At 44.8% G+C, this 18326-nt stretch carries 17 protein-coding genes; 8 read left to right on the forward strand and 9 right to left on the reverse strand.

Annotation, left to right across the window (positions count from 1 at the left end; genetic code table 11):
- Position 1 precedes the first annotated feature (1 nt).
- The 5 genes from GO620_RS16535 to GO620_RS16555 form a co-directional block, all read right to left on the reverse strand.
- Positions 2-1414, reverse strand: a complete 1413-nt coding sequence (locus GO620_RS16535) for a sigma-54-dependent transcriptional regulator (protein WP_157524986.1) — start codon at positions 1412-1414, stop codon at positions 2-4.
- Between the two features lie 96 nt (positions 1415-1510).
- Positions 1511-2323, reverse strand: coding sequence for an enoyl-CoA hydratase/isomerase family protein (locus tag GO620_RS16540; RefSeq protein ID WP_317198308.1), 813 nt, complete (start codon positions 2321-2323; stop codon positions 1511-1513).
- A complete protein-coding gene (locus GO620_RS16545; protein ID WP_157524992.1) occupies positions 2296-2718 on the reverse strand; it encodes a cobalamin B12-binding domain-containing protein in 423 nt (140 codons plus the stop codon). The genes GO620_RS16540 and GO620_RS16545 overlap by 28 nt, the downstream gene beginning before the upstream one ends.
- 43 nt (positions 2719-2761) lie before the next feature.
- Positions 2762-3307, reverse strand: coding sequence for a signal peptidase II (lspA, locus tag GO620_RS16550; protein WP_157524995.1), 546 nt, complete (start codon positions 3305-3307; stop codon positions 2762-2764).
- Positions 3308-3346: 39 nt separating this feature from the next.
- Positions 3347-3781 (reverse strand): lysozyme family protein, encoded by a 435-nt coding sequence (locus GO620_RS16555; protein WP_157524998.1) that lies wholly within the window; start codon positions 3779-3781, stop codon positions 3347-3349.
- An 88-nt stretch (positions 3782-3869) separates the two neighbouring features.
- On the opposite strand from GO620_RS16555, the gene GO620_RS16560 reads away from it, so the two are divergent.
- Positions 3870-4427, forward strand: coding sequence for a biliverdin-producing heme oxygenase (locus tag GO620_RS16560; RefSeq protein ID WP_157525001.1), 558 nt, complete (start codon positions 3870-3872; stop codon positions 4425-4427).
- 83 nt (positions 4428-4510) lie between these two features.
- A complete protein-coding gene (locus GO620_RS16565) occupies positions 4511-4894 on the forward strand; it encodes a response regulator (protein ID WP_157525003.1) in 384 nt (127 codons plus the stop codon).
- A 16-nt stretch (positions 4895-4910) separates the two neighbouring features.
- Here the strand turns inward: GO620_RS16565 and GO620_RS16570 are convergent, their stop codons facing one another.
- The gene (locus GO620_RS16570) at positions 4911-7913 is read right to left on the reverse strand and encodes a TonB-dependent receptor (protein ID WP_157525006.1); all 3003 of its coding nucleotides are present in this window, start codon (positions 7911-7913) and stop codon (positions 4911-4913) included.
- 363 nt (positions 7914-8276) lie between these two features.
- On the opposite strand from GO620_RS16570, the gene GO620_RS16575 reads away from it, so the two are divergent.
- Positions 8277-8549, forward strand: a complete 273-nt coding sequence (locus GO620_RS16575) for a hypothetical protein (protein ID WP_157525008.1) — start codon at positions 8277-8279, stop codon at positions 8547-8549.
- A 63-nt stretch (positions 8550-8612) separates the two neighbouring features.
- Here the strand turns inward: GO620_RS16575 and GO620_RS16580 are convergent, their stop codons facing one another.
- Together GO620_RS16580 and GO620_RS16585 are read right to left on the reverse strand one after the other, a co-directional pair.
- On the reverse strand, positions 8613-11201 hold the full coding sequence (locus GO620_RS16580) for a zinc-dependent metalloprotease (RefSeq protein WP_157525011.1): 2589 nt from the start codon (positions 11199-11201) through the stop codon (positions 8613-8615).
- Positions 11202-11275: 74 nt separating this feature from the next.
- Complete coding sequence (locus tag GO620_RS16585) at positions 11276-12463, reverse strand: aspartyl protease family protein (protein WP_157525014.1); 1188 nt, start codon at positions 12461-12463, stop codon at positions 11276-11278.
- A 109-nt stretch (positions 12464-12572) separates the two neighbouring features.
- On the opposite strand from GO620_RS16585, the gene GO620_RS16590 reads away from it, so the two are divergent.
- The 5 genes from GO620_RS16590 (at position 12573) to GO620_RS16610 (ending at position 17066) form a co-directional block, all read left to right on the forward strand.
- Positions 12573-13895: a D-alanyl-D-alanine carboxypeptidase/D-alanyl-D-alanine-endopeptidase gene (locus tag GO620_RS16590; protein ID WP_157525017.1), complete on the forward strand. Its 1323-nt coding sequence runs from the start codon at positions 12573-12575 to the stop codon at positions 13893-13895.
- The gene (locus tag GO620_RS16595; RefSeq protein WP_157525020.1) at positions 13882-14307 is read left to right on the forward strand and encodes a hypothetical protein; all 426 of its coding nucleotides are present in this window, start codon (positions 13882-13884) and stop codon (positions 14305-14307) included. The genes GO620_RS16590 and GO620_RS16595 overlap by 14 nt, the downstream gene beginning before the upstream one ends.
- 97 nt (positions 14308-14404) lie before the next feature.
- Positions 14405-15739 carry an alpha-L-fucosidase gene (locus GO620_RS16600; protein WP_157525023.1) on the forward strand — a complete coding sequence of 445 codons (1335 nt, stop codon included), beginning with the start codon at positions 14405-14407 and terminating at the stop codon, positions 15737-15739.
- A 106-nt stretch (positions 15740-15845) separates the two neighbouring features.
- Positions 15846-16853 carry a fatty acid desaturase gene (locus tag GO620_RS16605; RefSeq protein WP_157525026.1) on the forward strand — a complete coding sequence of 336 codons (1008 nt, stop codon included), beginning with the start codon at positions 15846-15848 and terminating at the stop codon, positions 16851-16853.
- Positions 16854-17066, forward strand: coding sequence for a VF530 family protein (locus tag GO620_RS16610; RefSeq protein WP_157525029.1), 213 nt, complete (start codon positions 16854-16856; stop codon positions 17064-17066).
- Positions 17067-17555: 489 nt separating this feature from the next.
- On the opposite strand, the gene GO620_RS16615 is transcribed toward GO620_RS16610, so the two are convergent.
- On the reverse strand, positions 17556-18245 hold the full coding sequence (locus GO620_RS16615; RefSeq protein ID WP_157525032.1) for a class I SAM-dependent methyltransferase: 690 nt from the start codon (positions 18243-18245) through the stop codon (positions 17556-17558).
- Between the last annotated feature and the right edge of the window lie 81 nt (positions 18246-18326).

Raw genomic sequence — 18326 nt, forward strand, 5'->3', positions numbered from 1 at the left:
CTTATTTACCCAGGTTTATAGCCTTCATTTTATTATAAAGCGTTTTACGGTCGATGTTTAATATTTCTGCCGCTTTAGATTTATTAAAGTTCACTTCGCGCAGCACGCGTAAAATCGTGTCATATTCTGCCTCGAGCGCGGCATTTTTAAGATCGCTGCGGTTAACAGATGCGGTTTCTTCAACAACGGCACGCTCGGCCACTACAGACTTGGTGTAGGTAGATATATCAAGCGGTAAGGCTTTTACCTGTACCATATCGCCCTCTGTGAGTAATGCGGCGCGGCGGATCACATTCTTCATTTCACGAATGTTGCCCGGCCAGCGATAATTCATAAAGCATTCTACCACATCGTCAGAAAAACCCATTACATCACGCCCTAACTCTTGGTTCGATATGCGTAAGAAGTGCTCCGCCAGCAACATAATGTCGCTTTCGCGATCTCTAAGCGGTGGCATAAAAATAGAGAACTCGTTAAACCGGTGGTACAAATCTTCCCTGAATTTACCTTTTTGGATGCCTTCAGTAAGGTTTTCATTAGTGGCAACGATAATGCGCACATCAAGATTTATCTCCTTGGTACTGCCAATGCGTTTTACCTTGCGCTCCTGCACGGTACGAAGTAAAGCTGCCTGGATATCGTAAGACAGGTTGCCTACCTCATCCAGGAACAGCGTGCCGCCGTTAGCCATCTCGAAATGGCCAATTTTAGTATACAAAGCGCCTGTAAATGAGCCCTTTTCGTGGCCAAAGAACTCGCTTTGAGCAAGCTCTTTAGTGAGCGAGCCGCAATCCATCGCTATGAAAGGCTCATCGCGGCGCGGGCTGTTAAGGTGTATACTTTTCGCTACCGACTCTTTACCCGTACCGCTTTCGCCCAGGATAATTACGCTGTAATTAGTTGGAGCAACCAGCTCTATTTGTTTAAGCAACTCCCTTGATGCTTTGCTTTTGCCAACCACAAACTCAGATCCTAAAAGATCGGGTTTATCTGCATCGCTTTTAGATGGCCGTACTGCCGCGGGCTGCTGCTGCGGTTCTTCAAACAAGGCATGGTGGGTTTCTATCGCTTTGTTAATGGTATTAAGGATCTCATCGGGGTATAATGGCTTTGTGATGTAATCGTAAGCACCCATTTTTATGAGCTCGACCGCCATTTTGATATCAGAATACCCGGTGATGATAATTACCCCAGTTTGCGGGTATTGCGATTTAATGTTTTTAAGCATCTCGCGCCCGTCTGTATCTTCCAGCCTGAAATCGCACAGAACAAGATCAAAGTTACCCTGCTGCAAATACTCCATGCCGCTGGCGCCGCTGGTAGCCGCCGCAACCTCGAAACCATTTCTGGTAAGGAATTTAGAAAGCAGCAATCCAACACTTACTTCATCATCTACGATGAGGATCTTCTTCATATCAGCTATAAATACGCGCCAAGGGGGATGGCACTGTTGTATGCTTACAAGTTTATCAAATTTTTTTATGCAAGCAAATTCAACCCGGCATAACTTTTATTTCCCTGTAAAAACCGGTTTGCGCTTTTCTAAGAAAGCGGCTATGCCTTCTCGTGTGTCCGTTGTATTAAAGCAGCCTGCAAAGCCCGAAATTTCTGTAGCGTAGCCATCTGTAGTTCCGGCGGCGTTAATGGCAGTTATCGCATTCGCGACAGCTAAGGGCGCGCGTGACAATATCTTACGCAGTATTTCTTCACTTTTAGGCAGCAATTCATCGGCAGGCACAACCTGGTTTACCAAACCTATAGTTTGCGCTGTCGGCGCGTCGATGGCATCGGCAGTCAGGATCATTTCCAGCGCTTTGCCTTTGCCAACCAATGCCGTTAATCGCTGTGTGCCGCCATAGCCGGGAATAAGCCCCAGTGTGACTTCGGGTAAGCCCACTTTGGCATTATCAGCAGCAATGCGGATGTGCGCGGCCATTGCCAGTTCCAAACCTCCCCCCAAGGCATAACCGTTAATGGCTGCAATTACGGGCTTGGGGCCATTCTCTATCAGGTTCATCACATCATCATGCACGCCGGTAGCCATGGCGGTGGCGCTGTATGTATTTAGCTCGGTAAGTTCGCTGATGTCTGCGCCTGCAACAAAAGCTTTTTTGCCTGCGCCTGTCAGGATGATTCCGCCAACCTGCGCATCTGCGAACGCTGCTTCAAAAGCGGTGTGCAATTCTGCGAGTGTATCTTTATTTAAGGCGTTTAGTTTTGCTTCTCGATTAATGGTGATTACGCAAACGCGATCGTTAGTTTCAACAAGTATATTCTGGTAGCTCATGGCTTTGCTTAAAAATTGCGGTTCTGACGTACCCAACTGGTAATGTAATCTATTATACTGGTGGTGGTTGTGCCCGGGGGAAATAACCGGCCCACGCCCATGTCGTTTAGCTTTGCCGCATCATCATCCGGGATGATGCCACCGCCTGTTAGCAGCACATCATCCAGTTGCTTCTCCTTCATCAGCTTAATGATCTTTGGAAAAACAGTCATGTGCGCGCCAGAAAGAATGGAGATGCCAATGGCGTCCACATCTTCCTGTAAAGCAGTATTTACCACCATCTCGGGTGTCTGGCGCAAGCCGGTGTAGATCACTTCCATACCTGCGTCGCGAAGCGTGGTGGCAATAACACGTGCCCCGCGGTCATGACCGTCAAGGCCTACTTTAGCTACTAAAACCCGTATAGGACGGTTAAATTGGTGTTCACTCATGTAAAAACGAGTTGATTTGGTACAGGATAAAAATACAAAACTATTATTCGCTTAAACTATCTGCTGTAACCGTTTCTTGTTTACGGCCTGCCAGAAACCTCGGCGGGTTCTTCAAATTGATGCCTATGAGGATAAGTAGCGCGCCCACCGTGATGGAAACATCGGCCAGATTAAAAATGCCCGTATGGAAGGGATGATAATCGAGGTATAGAAAATCTGTTACCGAACCGTGCACTATCCTGTCGAAAATATTGCCGATGCCACCGCCTACTATAAAACAGATACCGATCAGTGTAACAGCCGGTACGTTTTTATTCCTGATGAGGTAGCTGATGCTGAATATAAGCAGCAAGGCGGGTATAAGCGACAGAAACACTATCCGCAAAGGGCCGGTGGTGTTGTCGCCAAGGCTCAAAAAGGCGCCGGTATTTTCGGCACGGGTAATTAAAAAGTGCCCGTTAAGATAACGCAGGTTGGTGTCAATAGATACCCGGTCGCGGATGATGCTTTTAGACACCTGGTCGCAGCCGATGTTTACTGCAATAAGCGCAATGATGAGGACGCTTCGTAACACTTTTCTAGCTCGCATGGCGCAAATTACAGTACATGAGGCAATTTAAGAAATGCTTTAGCGTGTCGCATCCTTCACGCGCGTTAACCCGCGGGTTATACCGGACCGTATCATGTCGCCGTAACCGTCGGCAGGTAAAAATTGTGCATGCGCTAAAGCAAGATCATAATTTTTGCGCGCGTTATTGAAATCAGCAAGGTCTTCGTGACCCTTCGCGATGTTAAGATACAGTGACGGTAACACTGCCTTAACCTCGGGACTGTCTATGCGTTGTGCAAATTGCAAAGCTGTTGTATCCCAGTACAATTTATCGGCTACTGTGTTTTGATGCCTGGCAACGTAATGTGCCGCAGTAAATTTCTCGCGGTCATTTGTTGCTTCGTTCCACGCCCGGGTAAAAAGTTTTGCAGCTTCTTCCGGCTTGCCTTCGCCTTCCAGCAGCATTCCCTGAGCGCAAAGTTTATTTACGTGATTTTCCGGGTCGAATTCCATCTCAATTATCCTTGCTTAAAGTTAACCAAGTTTGGCGCCTCGTGCATTAAAGTTATTGTATTTATTTTAGCGGCTTACCTTTTGAAAAATGTTAAGCGATAATCTCAAAGAACAAACCTTAGCTAATCACCAGCAATTAGAAAAATTACTTGTCGGCAAAATTAAATCCGTCGCCACAGAACAAGATTACATTAACCTGCTGCAACTGTTCTATGGTTATTTTGGCGGATTAGAGAAGGTGATAGATCAATACATTGGAAAAGACCAATTACCAGATTACAATCATCGCCGTAAAACTGATGCAATTGCTGATGATATCGCCAGCCTTGGCGGTACGCCTGTACAAGAAGCTACCGGTGCCGACCTGCCACTGATCGACGATACTGCAAAGGCATTCGGCGCGTTATACGTAATAGAAGGTTCAACACTTGGTGGAAGCATCATCAGTAAAATGATATCGAGTAAGTTGGGCTTGCAGAACGGTTTGTCTTTCTTTAACGGGTACGGCGAAGCCAGTCACAAAATGTGGGGCATTTTCAAAGCGGCGCTGAACAACCTGCCTGAAAACGATGGACAAGAGATCATCCGGTCTGCCAACGATACCTTTGCAGGGTTTGATGCATGGATTAAAAAGTCGGTTGCCTGATCAATCCGGCTAAGTCGTGCCCGCTACAAAAAATTTTATCTTTTAAATTTAATAATTAGTTTTGTTTTCATCTAATACTACCTATGGCGGACTCTACTAAAAAGATCATCATTTTTGATGATGATGAGGACATTCTATCTATCTGCACTTACATCCTGGAAGAACAGGGTTGGCAGGTACACACTTTTACAGATTGCAATAACATAGTAGAGAAGGTAGCAAGCATTGAGCCGCAGGTTATTTTGATGGATAACTGGATCCCGGATACAGGTGGCATTATCGCTACGCAAACCCTCAAGAAATCAGAAAAATTTAAAGATGTCCCTGTTATTTACTTTTCTGCAAACAGCGACATCCAATTATTAGCCGAGCATGCAGGTGCAGAAACCTACCTGGCTAAACCTTTCGACCTGGACGAGTTGGCCAATGTGATCAACAACGTTCTTCAAAAATCTAAACAAGTTTAAAGTCTTAAAGCGGGGATCATTCGATCCCCGGGCCGCCCGGAGGCGGGCCGCCAAAACCTCCACCCGGAGGGCCTCCTTGTCCGCCCCTGTCACCTCCACGATCGCCATTGCCATCTCTTCTAAAACGGTTACCATCATTTGTTGGCATGGTGCTACGCCCAGAGAATTTTTGCAGCCTGTAAGTAAATGTTAGCAAAGCGTATCTGCCCAAACGGTTGGTGTTGGTTTGTGTGATAGCCGTAGCTGTTGTTGTGGTTGAAAAACCGGTGTTCTGATTAAAGATATCTACTACTGTCAAGCGTATGGTTGCCGCGTTGTTTTTAAGAAAACGGCGTTCTGCATACGCGGTAAGCAGGTTAGGGTTTTTAACCGGTATCGTATACCCATAATAGGTTAAATGCTGGAAATCATAGCTCAAGGTCCAGTCTTTCCAGAAGTAGTTTTTGCCGTTCACACCCAGCGTAAGTGTACGTACGTTTGACGCTGCATTTAACAATGCACTGTTTACGGTATTGCTGGTTTTATTGATACCGTAGCTACCCACCGCTTGTATATCTAAAATGTCGGTCAGGTCGACGCGGAAACGGAGGCCTGGCGTGACGTTCCAGTTTTTTGCAATGTTCTTTTGAGTGGTCAGCACCGCAGTGGCAGAGTCGACGTTGCCTACGTAACCAACGTTATTGGTGAAAGATCCGTTGATGTTGCCAAATAAGGTGTATTTGCGGTTGCTCCATGGTTTAGAGTAGGCGAAGAAACCACGTGCACTGTAGTAACCATCCGCGTTTTGATAGGTAGTTAAGTTGGTGTTTTGTAATGTTCGATAAGTTGGGCTAGCCGCAATAGCCGCGCTCTTAGGTATTGTAATTACGTTGGTTGCTACGTTATTGCTTATTGCATCGAAAGTAAGGTTGGCGAATAAAACATTGCCGGTTTGCAGACTAAACTTGTTATACCTAAGCGAAAAGTTGTTATCAAACGATGGCTTCAAATTAGGGTTACCCTGCACCGGATACAGCGCGTTGGAGTAATCAATTACAGGCTGCAGCTGGTTAAAACTTGGCTGGTTACTTGTACCGTTGTAATTAAAGCTAAGGGAATTGCTGCGGGCGAAGTTATACACAAACCTGGCCTGCGGCGAGAAGTTAAGTGTGGTAACGTGTGTATATGTATTGGTAGTTACGGAGTGCCCGTCCAGGGTATTTGGCTGGATACCGGCACCAACAACAAGGTTATATTTTTTCTCTACAACCCGATAGTTTAACCCTATACGGTTGGTAGTGAAGGTGTAATTATAGTTATTGCTCAACCTCTGGTAAAAATTATACGTACCACCTGTGCTTAACGTATCTGTCTCTCTATCGCTTGAAGTATAGGAGTGGTTATAGGCATAATTGAATTCCAGGAAGGATACCTTGCTTAAAGGCTCGTTATAAGAAAGGCTAGTGCTGAAAGTTCTGGTAGTAGAGTTATTGGTTACCTGCTGATTTAGTGGCGCAAGTGGTATACCTACCGCGTAAGTGTATATAGGATTTTGATACGAGTCGCTTTTACTTGCATTAAAAGCAAAATTGATAAACATATTACGACCCTTGCCATTAAACTTATGGAAGTACAGCGACGTGATACCGCCGCTTGGCGCGGTTGATGTCGCATTAGTAACTGAACTGTACTGGCTGGCCGTATACAGGTTGCCTGTAGTACGCGATGTTTGCTGGCTAACCAAACTGTCTACAGAGTTTGTTTTGGTGCGGCCATAAGTAAAGTTTGGCGTAAACTTAAAGTAGTTAGAAGTGTCAGGGCGCCACTCGACGTTAAAGTTAAAGCGGTGGTTAATGTTGTTATCGCGCTCTACGCTATTCTGATTAGTGTTAGTGGGGAATTGCGAAGTGTTCTTTTGTTGAGAGATACTGGTTGTAAAAACATCATTATCCTGGAAGCTGTAGCTGCCATAAACCGATACCTTTTTACCCCACTGGTCCCTAAAGTTTACACCTATAGAACGCGTGGTATTGATACCATTTGTTTGCGTTACAGGCGAGCCACCACCAAAGCCACCTGCACCGCCGCCGCCTGTACGGGCAGCATTACCACGGCCGCCACCACCGCCGCCACCGAAGTTACCGCCGCCACCACCAACGGTGCCGAAAGAAAATAAACTAAGATTAGTGTTGTTAAGGTTACCTAAAACGGTGATCTGCCTGTCGCCTTTAAAGTTAAAAAGGTTTAAAGAACCCAAAAAGCGGTTGCCGTTTTTTTGCGGTGAAGGCAACAAGTCGCTGCCATCGCCGGCTGTTGCCTGTAATGACGTACCGTAGTTGCGGTCTTTACGAATGGTTACGTTAAGTATCTTAGTTGGGTCGCCGGTTTTGATGCCGGTAAGGTTGGCCTGATCGCCGTAGTCGTCAATGATCTGGGCGTTCTCTAACAGATCGGCAGGGATGTTTTTGGTGAGTGATGTTACATCCCCACCCATATAATCTTTACCATTGATACGTACCTTAGTTACAGACTGCCCCTGCGCGGTAATAGCGCCTGTACTTGGGTCAACGTCAACGCCCGGCGCTTTTTTAAGGGCGTCTTCAAGCGTTGCGTTTGCACGCAGGTTTAATGAACTTATCTTATACTCTACCGTATCTTCCTTAACTACAATAGGCACTGTCTGCCCTACAATTTTTACCTCGTTAAGCGCAGTGCTTGATGAGTGCATCACAATAGTACCCACGTTAGCAGTAGGGTTTGCAACATCAAGCGTAAAGTGTTTAAGTACACCGGTATAGCCTATAGATTTTATGGTAATGTTAATCCTTGTTCCTTTAATATTAGAGAAGCTAAACTTGCCGTTAACATCTGTTGTGGTGTTGGTGCTGTCTTTTTGGTCAGAAGTTAATGTCACCACGGCACCGATCACAGTTTGTTTTGTAGTGTCTATTACAGTGCCGACTACTGCCCGGGTTTGGGCCATGCTGTTAAAGGCGGTTAAAGAAATAATTGCTATCAGCAGGGGTATAATCTTTTTCATTTTGTTCAATTGCGCACTAAGCTTTTATGGTTAATATCAGCTTGACTGCAAAAATTCGATTTTGTTTAATATTAAATGTCCGCTGCATATTATTGTTACACAATTTTCGAGACGGCTTTATAACTTATTGACTGATAAGCAAAAAACAATACTAAAAGTTTATGATTTTTATGAAAAACTAATCGCGGAGTTTAACGGAGTAGAAAATTAAGGCGTCTTGATTATACAGTGTGAATATTTTGACCGTTTAAATCAAAAGCGCACGCATGATAAAACTACTACTTAATGAAACTCTCAAATGGTTTAAAAATGAACGAAACCATTTATTGATAGTACCGTTAAGTAAAGTTCAATCAGTTAATTATGAAACATTTAGGCGCTTCATTGCAAACCCGTGTGCATAGCTGGATAGAAAACGTTGGTTTTAGATTAAACCGTACGGATGTAGACAAAAAACGCGATACCACCACGCGTCACTACTTTTTCGAGACGTTTAACTTCATTGAAAAACAAAACAACAAAACGCCGGACAAAGCACGCTTTCTTGCGTTTGACACCTATGGTGAAAAGCTGAAAGTGCGCTCACTGCTCGATCTGCAGTCGGCATTCTATGAAAATCTTAGTCAGTTAAAATAGCATATATATAAATAAAAAACGCCCCGTTTTTGCGGGGCGTTTTTCTATAAGCGATTAGTCTTATTAAAACTCAGTATCAGGTTCTGCAGCCTGGATGCCTCTTTGTGCACCGCCCGGGCCAACGTTAACTATTGGTCTTGTTGGGTTAAGCGCTTCTTTGATACGGCCATGCAGGTCTGCATAATGTGCAGCAGTCATGGCGTCACCGCCTTTAGGCAAGCTAGCATCAAGTTTTTTTAACTCGGCGCGTACCATTGGTTTAATATCAGACAGGTCTGTATTAATAGGGGTAAGGCCGGCGTTAGCCAGTTGAGCAGGTGTTGCACCGGGGAAGCTTGGGCTGGTATTTTCATTCAGCAAACCTTTTAATTGCTCTATATAACCGCGTTGCAGGTTACGTTTAAACGCGTCAGGTTTGCCTGCGGTAAACAGGCCGCCACGTAAATCGTTAAATAGATCGGCAACAGAATAAACTGTTGAACCATATTTTGCCTGGTTGTCATATAAACGGGCTAACCTGCTCGATGATAACACGCTGCCCAATGTATTAACCTGAATAGATTTAATACGGTTAAGCACAACGCCATTATCAAATTTAGCTAACTCGGCATTGTTGATCATCCAGTAAGGTGTAGTAAACAATTGCTTGTTTAAAAAGTCTACTGCATCATGCTGTAAGTTTTTAGCGATCGGGGTGTAAACCGCGCCTTTTTGATCATAAGTTTTAAAGTTTTCGCTTAAGCCGCCAATATTCATGGTTACGTGGCCCATATAACGGCCGTATTGGGTAATTACCTGTCCGTACATGGTTTGCAGGTCATCATAATCTTCGCCTTTTTGGTAGGTCCATTTTTCCAGGTTAGGCAAAATGCGTTTCAGGTTGGCAATACCATAAGTACTTGCTTTCATAGCATTATCGCCCAGATCCTCGCTTTGCAGGCGCGGATCTAAGCTTGTGCCTTGGCGACCGTAATAGTATAACGGGTTACCTGCGCGTTGGATGGTCCATTGATTAAGGATGTCTTTTTCCTGCTCGGCATTTTTGTTGCCCGGGAACCAGCTATAACCCCATTTAATAGCCCAAAGGTCATACTCGCCAATTTGCGGGTACATGTGTGTTACACCGTCGCCGGGCTGAGCTACGTAATTAAAGCGTGCATAGTCCATAATAGAAGGCGCGGTGCCATGTTTATCTGTAAAATGCTTAGAACGCAAAGAATCTACGGGATATGCATAGCTTGAACCAAAGTTATGCGGTAAACCAAGGGTATGGCCAATCTCGTGTGATGACACAAAGCGGATCAGCTGGCCCATTTGCTCATCAGTAAATTTAGCAGCTCGAGCATTTGGATTAACTGCAGCGGTCTGGGTCATAAACCAATCATGTACCAGGCTCATTACATTGTGGTACCAGCCCACGTGGCTTTCTAATATCTCGCCTGTACGTGGGTCAGAGATATGCGGACCGTAAGCATTCTGAACGTCAGAAGCAAAGTAACGCACTACACTATAACGCGCATCTTCTGTGCTAAATTCAGGGTCTTCTTTGGGTGTTGGTGCAGGTTTGCCAACAATAGCGTTCTTAAAGCCTGCCGCTTCAAAACCCCTGTTCCAGTCATTGATACCCATTATAAGATATGGTACCCATTTTTTAGGTGTAGCCGGATCTATGTAATAAACAATTTGCTTTTTAGGCTCAACCAATTCGCCACGCTCATAAGCAGCAGGGTCTTTTGGTTCTAACCGCCAGCGGTGGATGTAAGCAGTAACTTCAGAGCGTTGCGCGTCTGTGCCATAATCTGTTTGGCGCTGGCCGAAGAAACCAACACGCGGATCCAATAAACGCGCTTTCATAGGCGTTTTTGGCAACAGCAGCATTGAAGTATTCAATTCAAATGTAATTGAAGCATTGCTGTTATCCGTTGGCGACTCTGCCGCGCGATACGTTTTAAGTGTGCGTGTCTCGGTATTTATCGGGAAACTTTTAATGGTGTCGATATAAGAACGCGTTGCATCAATAGCAGTTGCTTTGTACGCTTTCTTGATTTCGTCAGGGATACCTATTGCAGGGATATCACCGTTATAGAAATCAGTAACATCGATTAAAACACCGGTAGTGTCTTTATTATAAGCTTTAATGTCAAAGCCTGCTAAAACAGCGTCGAGGTTAGAATTTTTTACAGACCTGTACATGTCGCTGGTGCTGTCTGCACGCACAGAATAGCTTGGCACGCGTAGATAGATCTGCTTGTCGTGGCGTTCCCATTTCCAAACCTGATTATTCACTTCTTCGCCGCCATACTGCGAGCCAAAGGTTTTTAACCGTGCTGGAGTTTTAACAAAGCGGGTTACTACCAGCATTTCGCGGCCCAATAAAGAATCCGGGATTTCGTAGTAGTATTTACCGTCAGCTTTGTAAACGGTAAACAGGCCTTTGTCGCCAACAACCTTTCCGTTGATAACATCGCCAAATTTTTTGATGCCTTCTTTTTTACCGGGACCAACGGTCGCGGTAGCTGTAGTTCCTGTAGGAGTAGCGGTTGTCCGTACCGTTAAGGTTTGATTTGCTTGTTTTTTGGTAGCACAAGCCGCTACAAATAGAAGCGCGGCAGCAGCAGCGCTATAAAACACTTGGGTTGATCTTAATTTCATGTAAAGTTTAAATTAACCAGAACCGTAAAAATATATTATCGGGCAAAAAAATGCAACGGCTTAGATGTATTATTTCAGATACGTTTTTTGAGCGTCAAAATGAATTTGCCGCGTTTACCATTCCGGTATACGTCAAGCAACAAGCTGCGGTCGTCGCCCGACTTAAAGTAACTGTCTATCTGCTCGATAGACAGGTCAGCAACGGATTTAAAATTTATGGCCGCAATGGCGTCATCTTTCTTTAGACCAATGTCATCTGCAGCAGACCCGGGTTCGACACGACTGATAATGATCGTTTTATAATCATCACCATCGCCATAGTACTCAAGGCCGCTCATATCATGCTCAAAAGCTGCTTTAAAGTCTTTGGCAGGTTTAAGGTCAATAAATCCACCCTGGTAGTCGACAATTAATGTAAACCGCTTTAATATCCCTAAACCCAGGTTACCATCCCGGTCAATGGAACGCCGGTTGGCGGCGGTATCAACAATTGGAAAGGACGTTATCACATTCTTGAATTCATATTTGCCGATTTTGAGCATTGCTACACGGCTAAGCAAACCTTCCAGCGGGCCGGTCAACCCTACACCTAAATTTGCCTTGATATACTTTTGAGGAAGGGTATTATTGCGGATATAATTATCTAGCAGCAATGAATGGCCTGCGCCAAAATCCACAACCAATTTGGCATCTGTTTCCGGGTATTCAGCATATTGTACTTTTGCCGTAGCGTAAGGTTTATTTTGGTCTATAATTATTGGCAACTTGAAACCTTTACGCAAAGCTTTTATAGCGCCAGTGCGCGCTACAATCATGGTGCTATCCCAAAAGCTGAATTTGACTGCCAAACTGTTGAAGAAATCGTATCCTAACAAACCATGTATTGGCATGCCGGCGTAGTTGGATAACCCAAACCTGTCTTTTTGCAGCACTGCGGCAGAAAGGTTCTCTCCGACAATGCCGTTTATATTAAAATTCAATCCGGAGGTTACTGTAGCACTATATTCAGTAGAGTTACCCAAACCTGATACCTTAACATGGCGTTTACTTAGGCCGACAGAATCGCCAATCGCCGGGTCGGTTATTACGATAAGGCCAACACCGGTATCCATTACAAAATTGTAAGGGCCTTTACCATTGATCATAGTTTTAATGATCACCATGTTACGCACCATTTTAAATGGCACGGTAATAGACTTCTTGTTTTTAGGGAGTTCAAAAAACTGCGCTTTAAGCCCCGTGGTAAACGTAAAGTTTATCAATAAAAAAAAACAAAGCTTTATGCAGACCTTATGTAATGGGCTTAGCAACAATTTATATTGTATAATTGGTTTTTAAAAGTACCAAAAGATTTAGGCTATTTACAACTAAATGTTACGCAGGTTATCCATTATGATATTAGCAGCCACGTTGTTAACAAACAGCTTTGTTGCACAAGCCGGACGTATACCTAAGAGAAAGATCAGGCGTATGTTTAAGCATTTAGCCATTGTCAATGATCATTTTACCGGGTTTATGCTGTATGATTTAGATAAAGGGCGCAGTATTTTCGAGCTCAATTCCAATAAGTATTTCACCCCGGCCTCTAACACCAAGCTGTTTACTTTTTATACCTGTCTTAATATGCTGGGCGATTCTATACCCGGCATTAAGTACAGTATAGAAGGGGATTCCCTGTTATTTAGCGGCACCGGCGACCCGTCATTTTTGCATGCGGACTTAAAAGGCAACAATGCTTTCAGCTTTTTAAAACAGCAAAATAAGCAACTCCTCTTTTGCACGGGCAACTATCAAAAAGAAATCTTCGGCGCCGGATGGGCCTGGGATGATTATAACGATTACTACCAGGCAGAGATCAATAACCTTCCGTTGTATGGCAACACCGTTTATTTTTCCGCTGATAGTTCCCGGAACCTATCAGTAACGCCGGCATTTTTTAGGTCGTTGTTACTTCGCGATACTGCAAGTAAGCAGTCAACCTTCAGTATAAAACGCGACTTAGTAAGCAACCGTTTTTACTTTCTTGGGGCTAAGCCATCTTCAAAATACCACCAATGGGTGCCTTTTAAAACAAGCGATGAGCTGACAGTAAAACTGCTGGCCGACACATTAAAGAAGCCTGTTTACCTAAGCCACATGACATTGCCCGCCAATGCAAAGATCATCTATAATATAAAAGCCGACAGCGTTTATAAACTGATGCTGCAAACCAGCGATAACTTTGTTGCGGAGCAATTGCTGCTGGTGTGCTCATCTGTAAAATACGGTTATCTTAACACAGATTCTGTGAGGCAGTATGCAATTGATTCGTTGCTGAACGACCTCCCCGATAAGCCTCAGTGGCGGGATGGTTCCGGTCTGTCGCGCCAAAATTTGTTTACACCGAGGAGTATTATCGCCCTACTACAGAAAATTTCTGCGAAGGTAAACGACGAGAAAAAGCTATTTGGCATGCTGCCCAATGGCGGAGTATCGGGCACGTTGCGCACGGCGTATAATACCGATAATGGTGAGCCGTTTGTATTTGCCAAAACCGGTTCGCTGTCAAACAATTATAACCAAAGCGGGTATTTAGTTACAAGAAAAGGCCACCGGCTTGCGTTTAGCTTTATGAACAATAACTATACGGACGCAACCCATGCAGTAAGGGACGAGATGGTACGCATAATGACACTGATCCATGAAAAATTTTAAAGCGCTGCTGTTCATAATCATTTCTGCAATAAGTATCTCCTCTTGTGTATCGCAGGAAGAAACGAAAACCAAATGCGGCAGTATTATGTGCACCGACGAATTTATCATGGTACCCATACGCCTTATCGCCACCAAAAGCAGCACTATATCTTTCAAAAGTTATAAGGTAATTAACCTGGCAGCGGGTAAACAGGTGCGCACGAAAGATGTTGTTCGCGACAGCCCTGCAACCCTCATTATTGCCGATGACAGCAACCGCAAGGACTTTCCTGAAAGTGTCCAAAACCTGCAGCTACAGGTAACCCGAAATGACGGCCGGGTGGTTACTGCAAACTATAAAATAGGCGGCGGCAAATGCGCCTGCCACGTAAGCAAACTCAGCGGGCCAGATCAGGTTGACATAGACCAATAGCGTTTCCGCTCTTGAGCGGGGGGCGAAGGTTTATCGTCCGGATCATCTTCATATTTCGACGCCCCTTCACAAAGGAAATTGTTTAATTTTAGCTTATATGAAGCTGCGATTACTCATTCTCTTCGTTCTATTTTTAAAGATCGGCACTGCATCAGCCCAGGAAATTTATGTCCCAACGGAAGCTAACCTCAAGGCGCGCGAATGGTTCAGCAACGCCAAATATGGTATGTTTATCCATTGGGGGCCGTTTAGCATTCCCGGCTCGGGCGAGTGGGTAATGAACGACCGTAAGATAACAGTAACAAACTATACTCGGCTGGAAAAATTCTTTAATCCGATAGATTTCAATGCAGACGAATGGGTAGCACTGGCCAAAAAGGGCGGCATGAAATACATCACGCTCATTACCCGTCATCACGATGGTTTCAGCATGTGGGACACCCAGTATTCCGACTTCAACATCATGCATACGCCATTTAAGCGTGATATTGTAAAGGAAATGGGCGAGGCCTGCCATAAGCAAGGCATAAAGCTGTTTTTATATTACTCGCTGCTTGACTGGCGCCGCGACGATTATCAATACTGGACAGGCCGCACAGGCAAGGCAAGCGGTCGCACTGTTCATGGCGACTGGAATCACTACATCGCTTTTATGAAAAATCAGCTGACCGAGTTGCTGACAAAATATGGCGAGATAGGCGGTATTTGGTTTGACGGCCTGTGGGACCAGATGCCCGAAGAAAGTAAAACACGCAAAGACAATGATGTAAATGTAGACTGGCATACCCGCGAGATCTACGACCTGATACACAAACTGCAGCCGCAATGCCTGGTAGGCAACAACCATCACATGACACCGCTGCCCGGCGAAGATTTCCAGATGTTTGAGCAGGATGTGCCCGGCGAAAACAACAACGGGTTAAGCTTCCAGAAGATATCAAATCTTCCTTTAGAGACCTGCGCCACCATGAACGGCAGCTGGGGTTTTAATTTGACAGATACAACCTACAAAACGCCTGCGCAACTGGTAAACCTGCTTGTACGCTCGGCGGGTAACGGTGGCAATTTGCTCCTTAATATTGGCCCTATGCCCAATGGCGAGATACAGCTGGAGTTTATTGACCGCATTAGGTGGATGGGCAATTGGACAGGCATCTATGGCGAGAGTATTTATAATACAACCGGCGGTTATTTACGCCCGCAAAAGTGGGGCGCCATTACCAGAAAAGGTAAATTCGTGTACGTTCATGTACTAAAGCCCGAGGGTAACTCTGTTACACTAAGCAACATCCCCTTCAGCATAAAAGGAGCTTACCTGTTGAAGAACAAAGTGCCTGTAAAATACATGCTCAATAAAAATGAGCTGGTTTTGCCTGTGAACCAACCCACCGCTGCCGACCCCGATAATGTGATAGTTTTAGAAACCAAATAATACATCTTTTGGCCCCGCGTTCCTACCGGCAATAAAGTTTTTTTACTTTAAAGTAAAAGAAACCGGCATTAAAATGCTATTTTGCAACACTATTGAAACCCTGATTATGACTAAGAAGACTGATTTTATTTACTCAGCCGAATCTGAGCCACACCGTATCCGCACTAAAAAAATGCTGAAAGAGTACCCGCACATTAGGGAACTGATCGGCAAAAATCCATATACCATTTTACCGATTATCGGAATTGTAGCCGGAATGATCTTACTGGCCTGGGTACTGCGCGACCAATCGTGGTGGTGGGTTTTTGGTGCTGCCTATTTTATCGGCGCCTTTGCAGATCATGCTCTTTTTGTGCTGATACATGAATGTGCGCACCACCTGATATTTAAAAGCCGTTCGGCTAACCGCTGGGCAGGTATGCTGGCTAATATCCCGCAGATTTTCCCAAGTTCTATTTCCTTTGAGTACTACCATATTAAGCACCATTCATTTCAGGGTGTGCATGAATTGGATGCCGATTTACCAAACGCCTGGGAAGCGAAGCTGATTAATAACTCTTTTGTGGGTAAAGCCCTTTGGCTGCTTTTTTTCCCGGTATTTCAGGCCACCCGCCTATCACGTTTGAAAGAAATTAAAGCGTTTGATAAATGGACGCTGGCTAATTATATCGTTCAGGCAGTATTTGTTACGGCAATTGCCTATTTCATGGGCTGGCATTCCATCGCTTTCTTATTGTTAAGCTTTTCGTTCTCTGTAGGTTTACATCCCCTTGGCGCCCGCTGGATACAAGAACATTACCTTACCCATACAGAAGAGCAGGAAACTTACAGTTATTACGGAGGCCTGAACAAAGTGGCTTTTAACGTAGGTTTCCACAATGAGCATCATGACTTTCCGTCTATTCCGTGGAATAAATTACCACAGATCAAAAAAGCGGCACCGGTTTATTACGACACATTGCACTACCATAAATCGTGGACAATGCTGTTCCTGCGTTTCTTGTTCGATCGTGAGATATCCCTGTTTAACCGCATACTGCGCAAAGAACGTGGTAAAGTAGCGCTGACAGACGTATCGAAACCAGATCTTGAGATGACCCGCGTGGCTAGCTAAATGCAACCCAACAACCCGCTGCACGGCAAAACTCTCGAAACCATTTTAAATGAACTGGTTTTAAAATTAGGTTGGGCCGAAATGGGTTACCGTATCCGTATCAACTGCTTTATCAAAGACCCGAGCATTAAATCGAGCCTTGCCTTTCTGCGTAAAAACGAGTGGGCAAGGAAGAAGGTAGAGGAGTTGTATTTGGAAACGATTATTTCTTGATAGCGGATACAATTTCTTATTGCGAGATGAGTAGCAGACCTCGCACTCACTTCATTAACGACAGTGTAGTCAACGCTTACATTAATGAATAAGAATTTGTCACTTTTTCCTTAGATGAAAAAGTAACCAAAAAATCAAGGCAAAAAAACGCTTCAGCCCGCTCTGTCGTTTCTTAACGCTTTTAGGTCATGGCCCGAAAAAAGCTAAAACGACTCCCGATAGATATCGGGATACCGCAACGCCGGCCCGCCTTTTCTGCCGCGGCCACCACTATTTTTATCTGCAAGGTCCAAACGTCAGCGCGCAGCTTCGGTGATAAATATTTTGCGCTACTGAGGGCATGTGTGATGAGGGCCTGCAAAATACTTTGCAGGGCAAAAGCCTGTGCGGCAAAAGAAGCCTTGCGCTGACTTGGCCTTTTTGGACACTTTTGTGGCTAAGACAAAAGTGTCGAGCCTTCGCGGCGAATGAGCGTCTAACCCAAACCCATCAACCGGCCCTCAACCTTGCCAAATACTGCCCGTACTCATCATCCATCAACACTTCCATGACAAAACCAAGTTCGACAGTAACGTCCTCTAAAGTTTTTTCATCGATGTACAGCCAACTAAACCATTCGCCTTTTTGGCCGGCGTATTCATATTGATAAGCTATTTCACCATAATATTTGTCGGCAGGCAATTCACCATCTTCATATAGATAGGAAACATCAGACGAGTCGAACAGGATACTGCCGCCCGGTGCTAGCAATGTTTTCAAATGATTGAGCAAACGTTTCAATCCATCCATCGTACCTGCAAGGCCGATGCCGTTCATGAGCAATAATAAGGTATCGAATCGGCCTTGGTTGTAAGTAAAGATATCCGCGATGAATGCTTTTCCAACACCGCGTTGTTTCATCACCTCGACGGCCAGCGGCGATATATCAATAGCGGTAACGTCTTTACCTTCATGCTGCAAAAACAAAGCGTGGCTTCCCGCGCCTGCCCCTATGTCTAAAATTTTGCCGGTACATTGCTCAAGCGCCAGCCATTCCAGGTCGGGCATATCATCTTCTTCGCGGAAATACGTATCAATCGGCATCTCTTCTTTAGGGCCATATTGGTTGTGGATCCAAAGTTTATCAGCAGTGTTACTTACTGCGTGTGCCGCAATTGCCCGTCCTAAGATGTCTTTCATGGTTTACAAAGTTAAGTCTTTGACTATAGGTTTGTCGCCCTCTCCTATGGAGAAGGTTGGGGAGAGGTCGGCAATTTATAT

The sequence above is a fragment of the Mucilaginibacter ginkgonis genome (assembly GCF_009754905.2).
Taxonomy (GTDB): domain Bacteria; phylum Bacteroidota; class Bacteroidia; order Sphingobacteriales; family Sphingobacteriaceae; genus Mucilaginibacter; species Mucilaginibacter ginkgonis.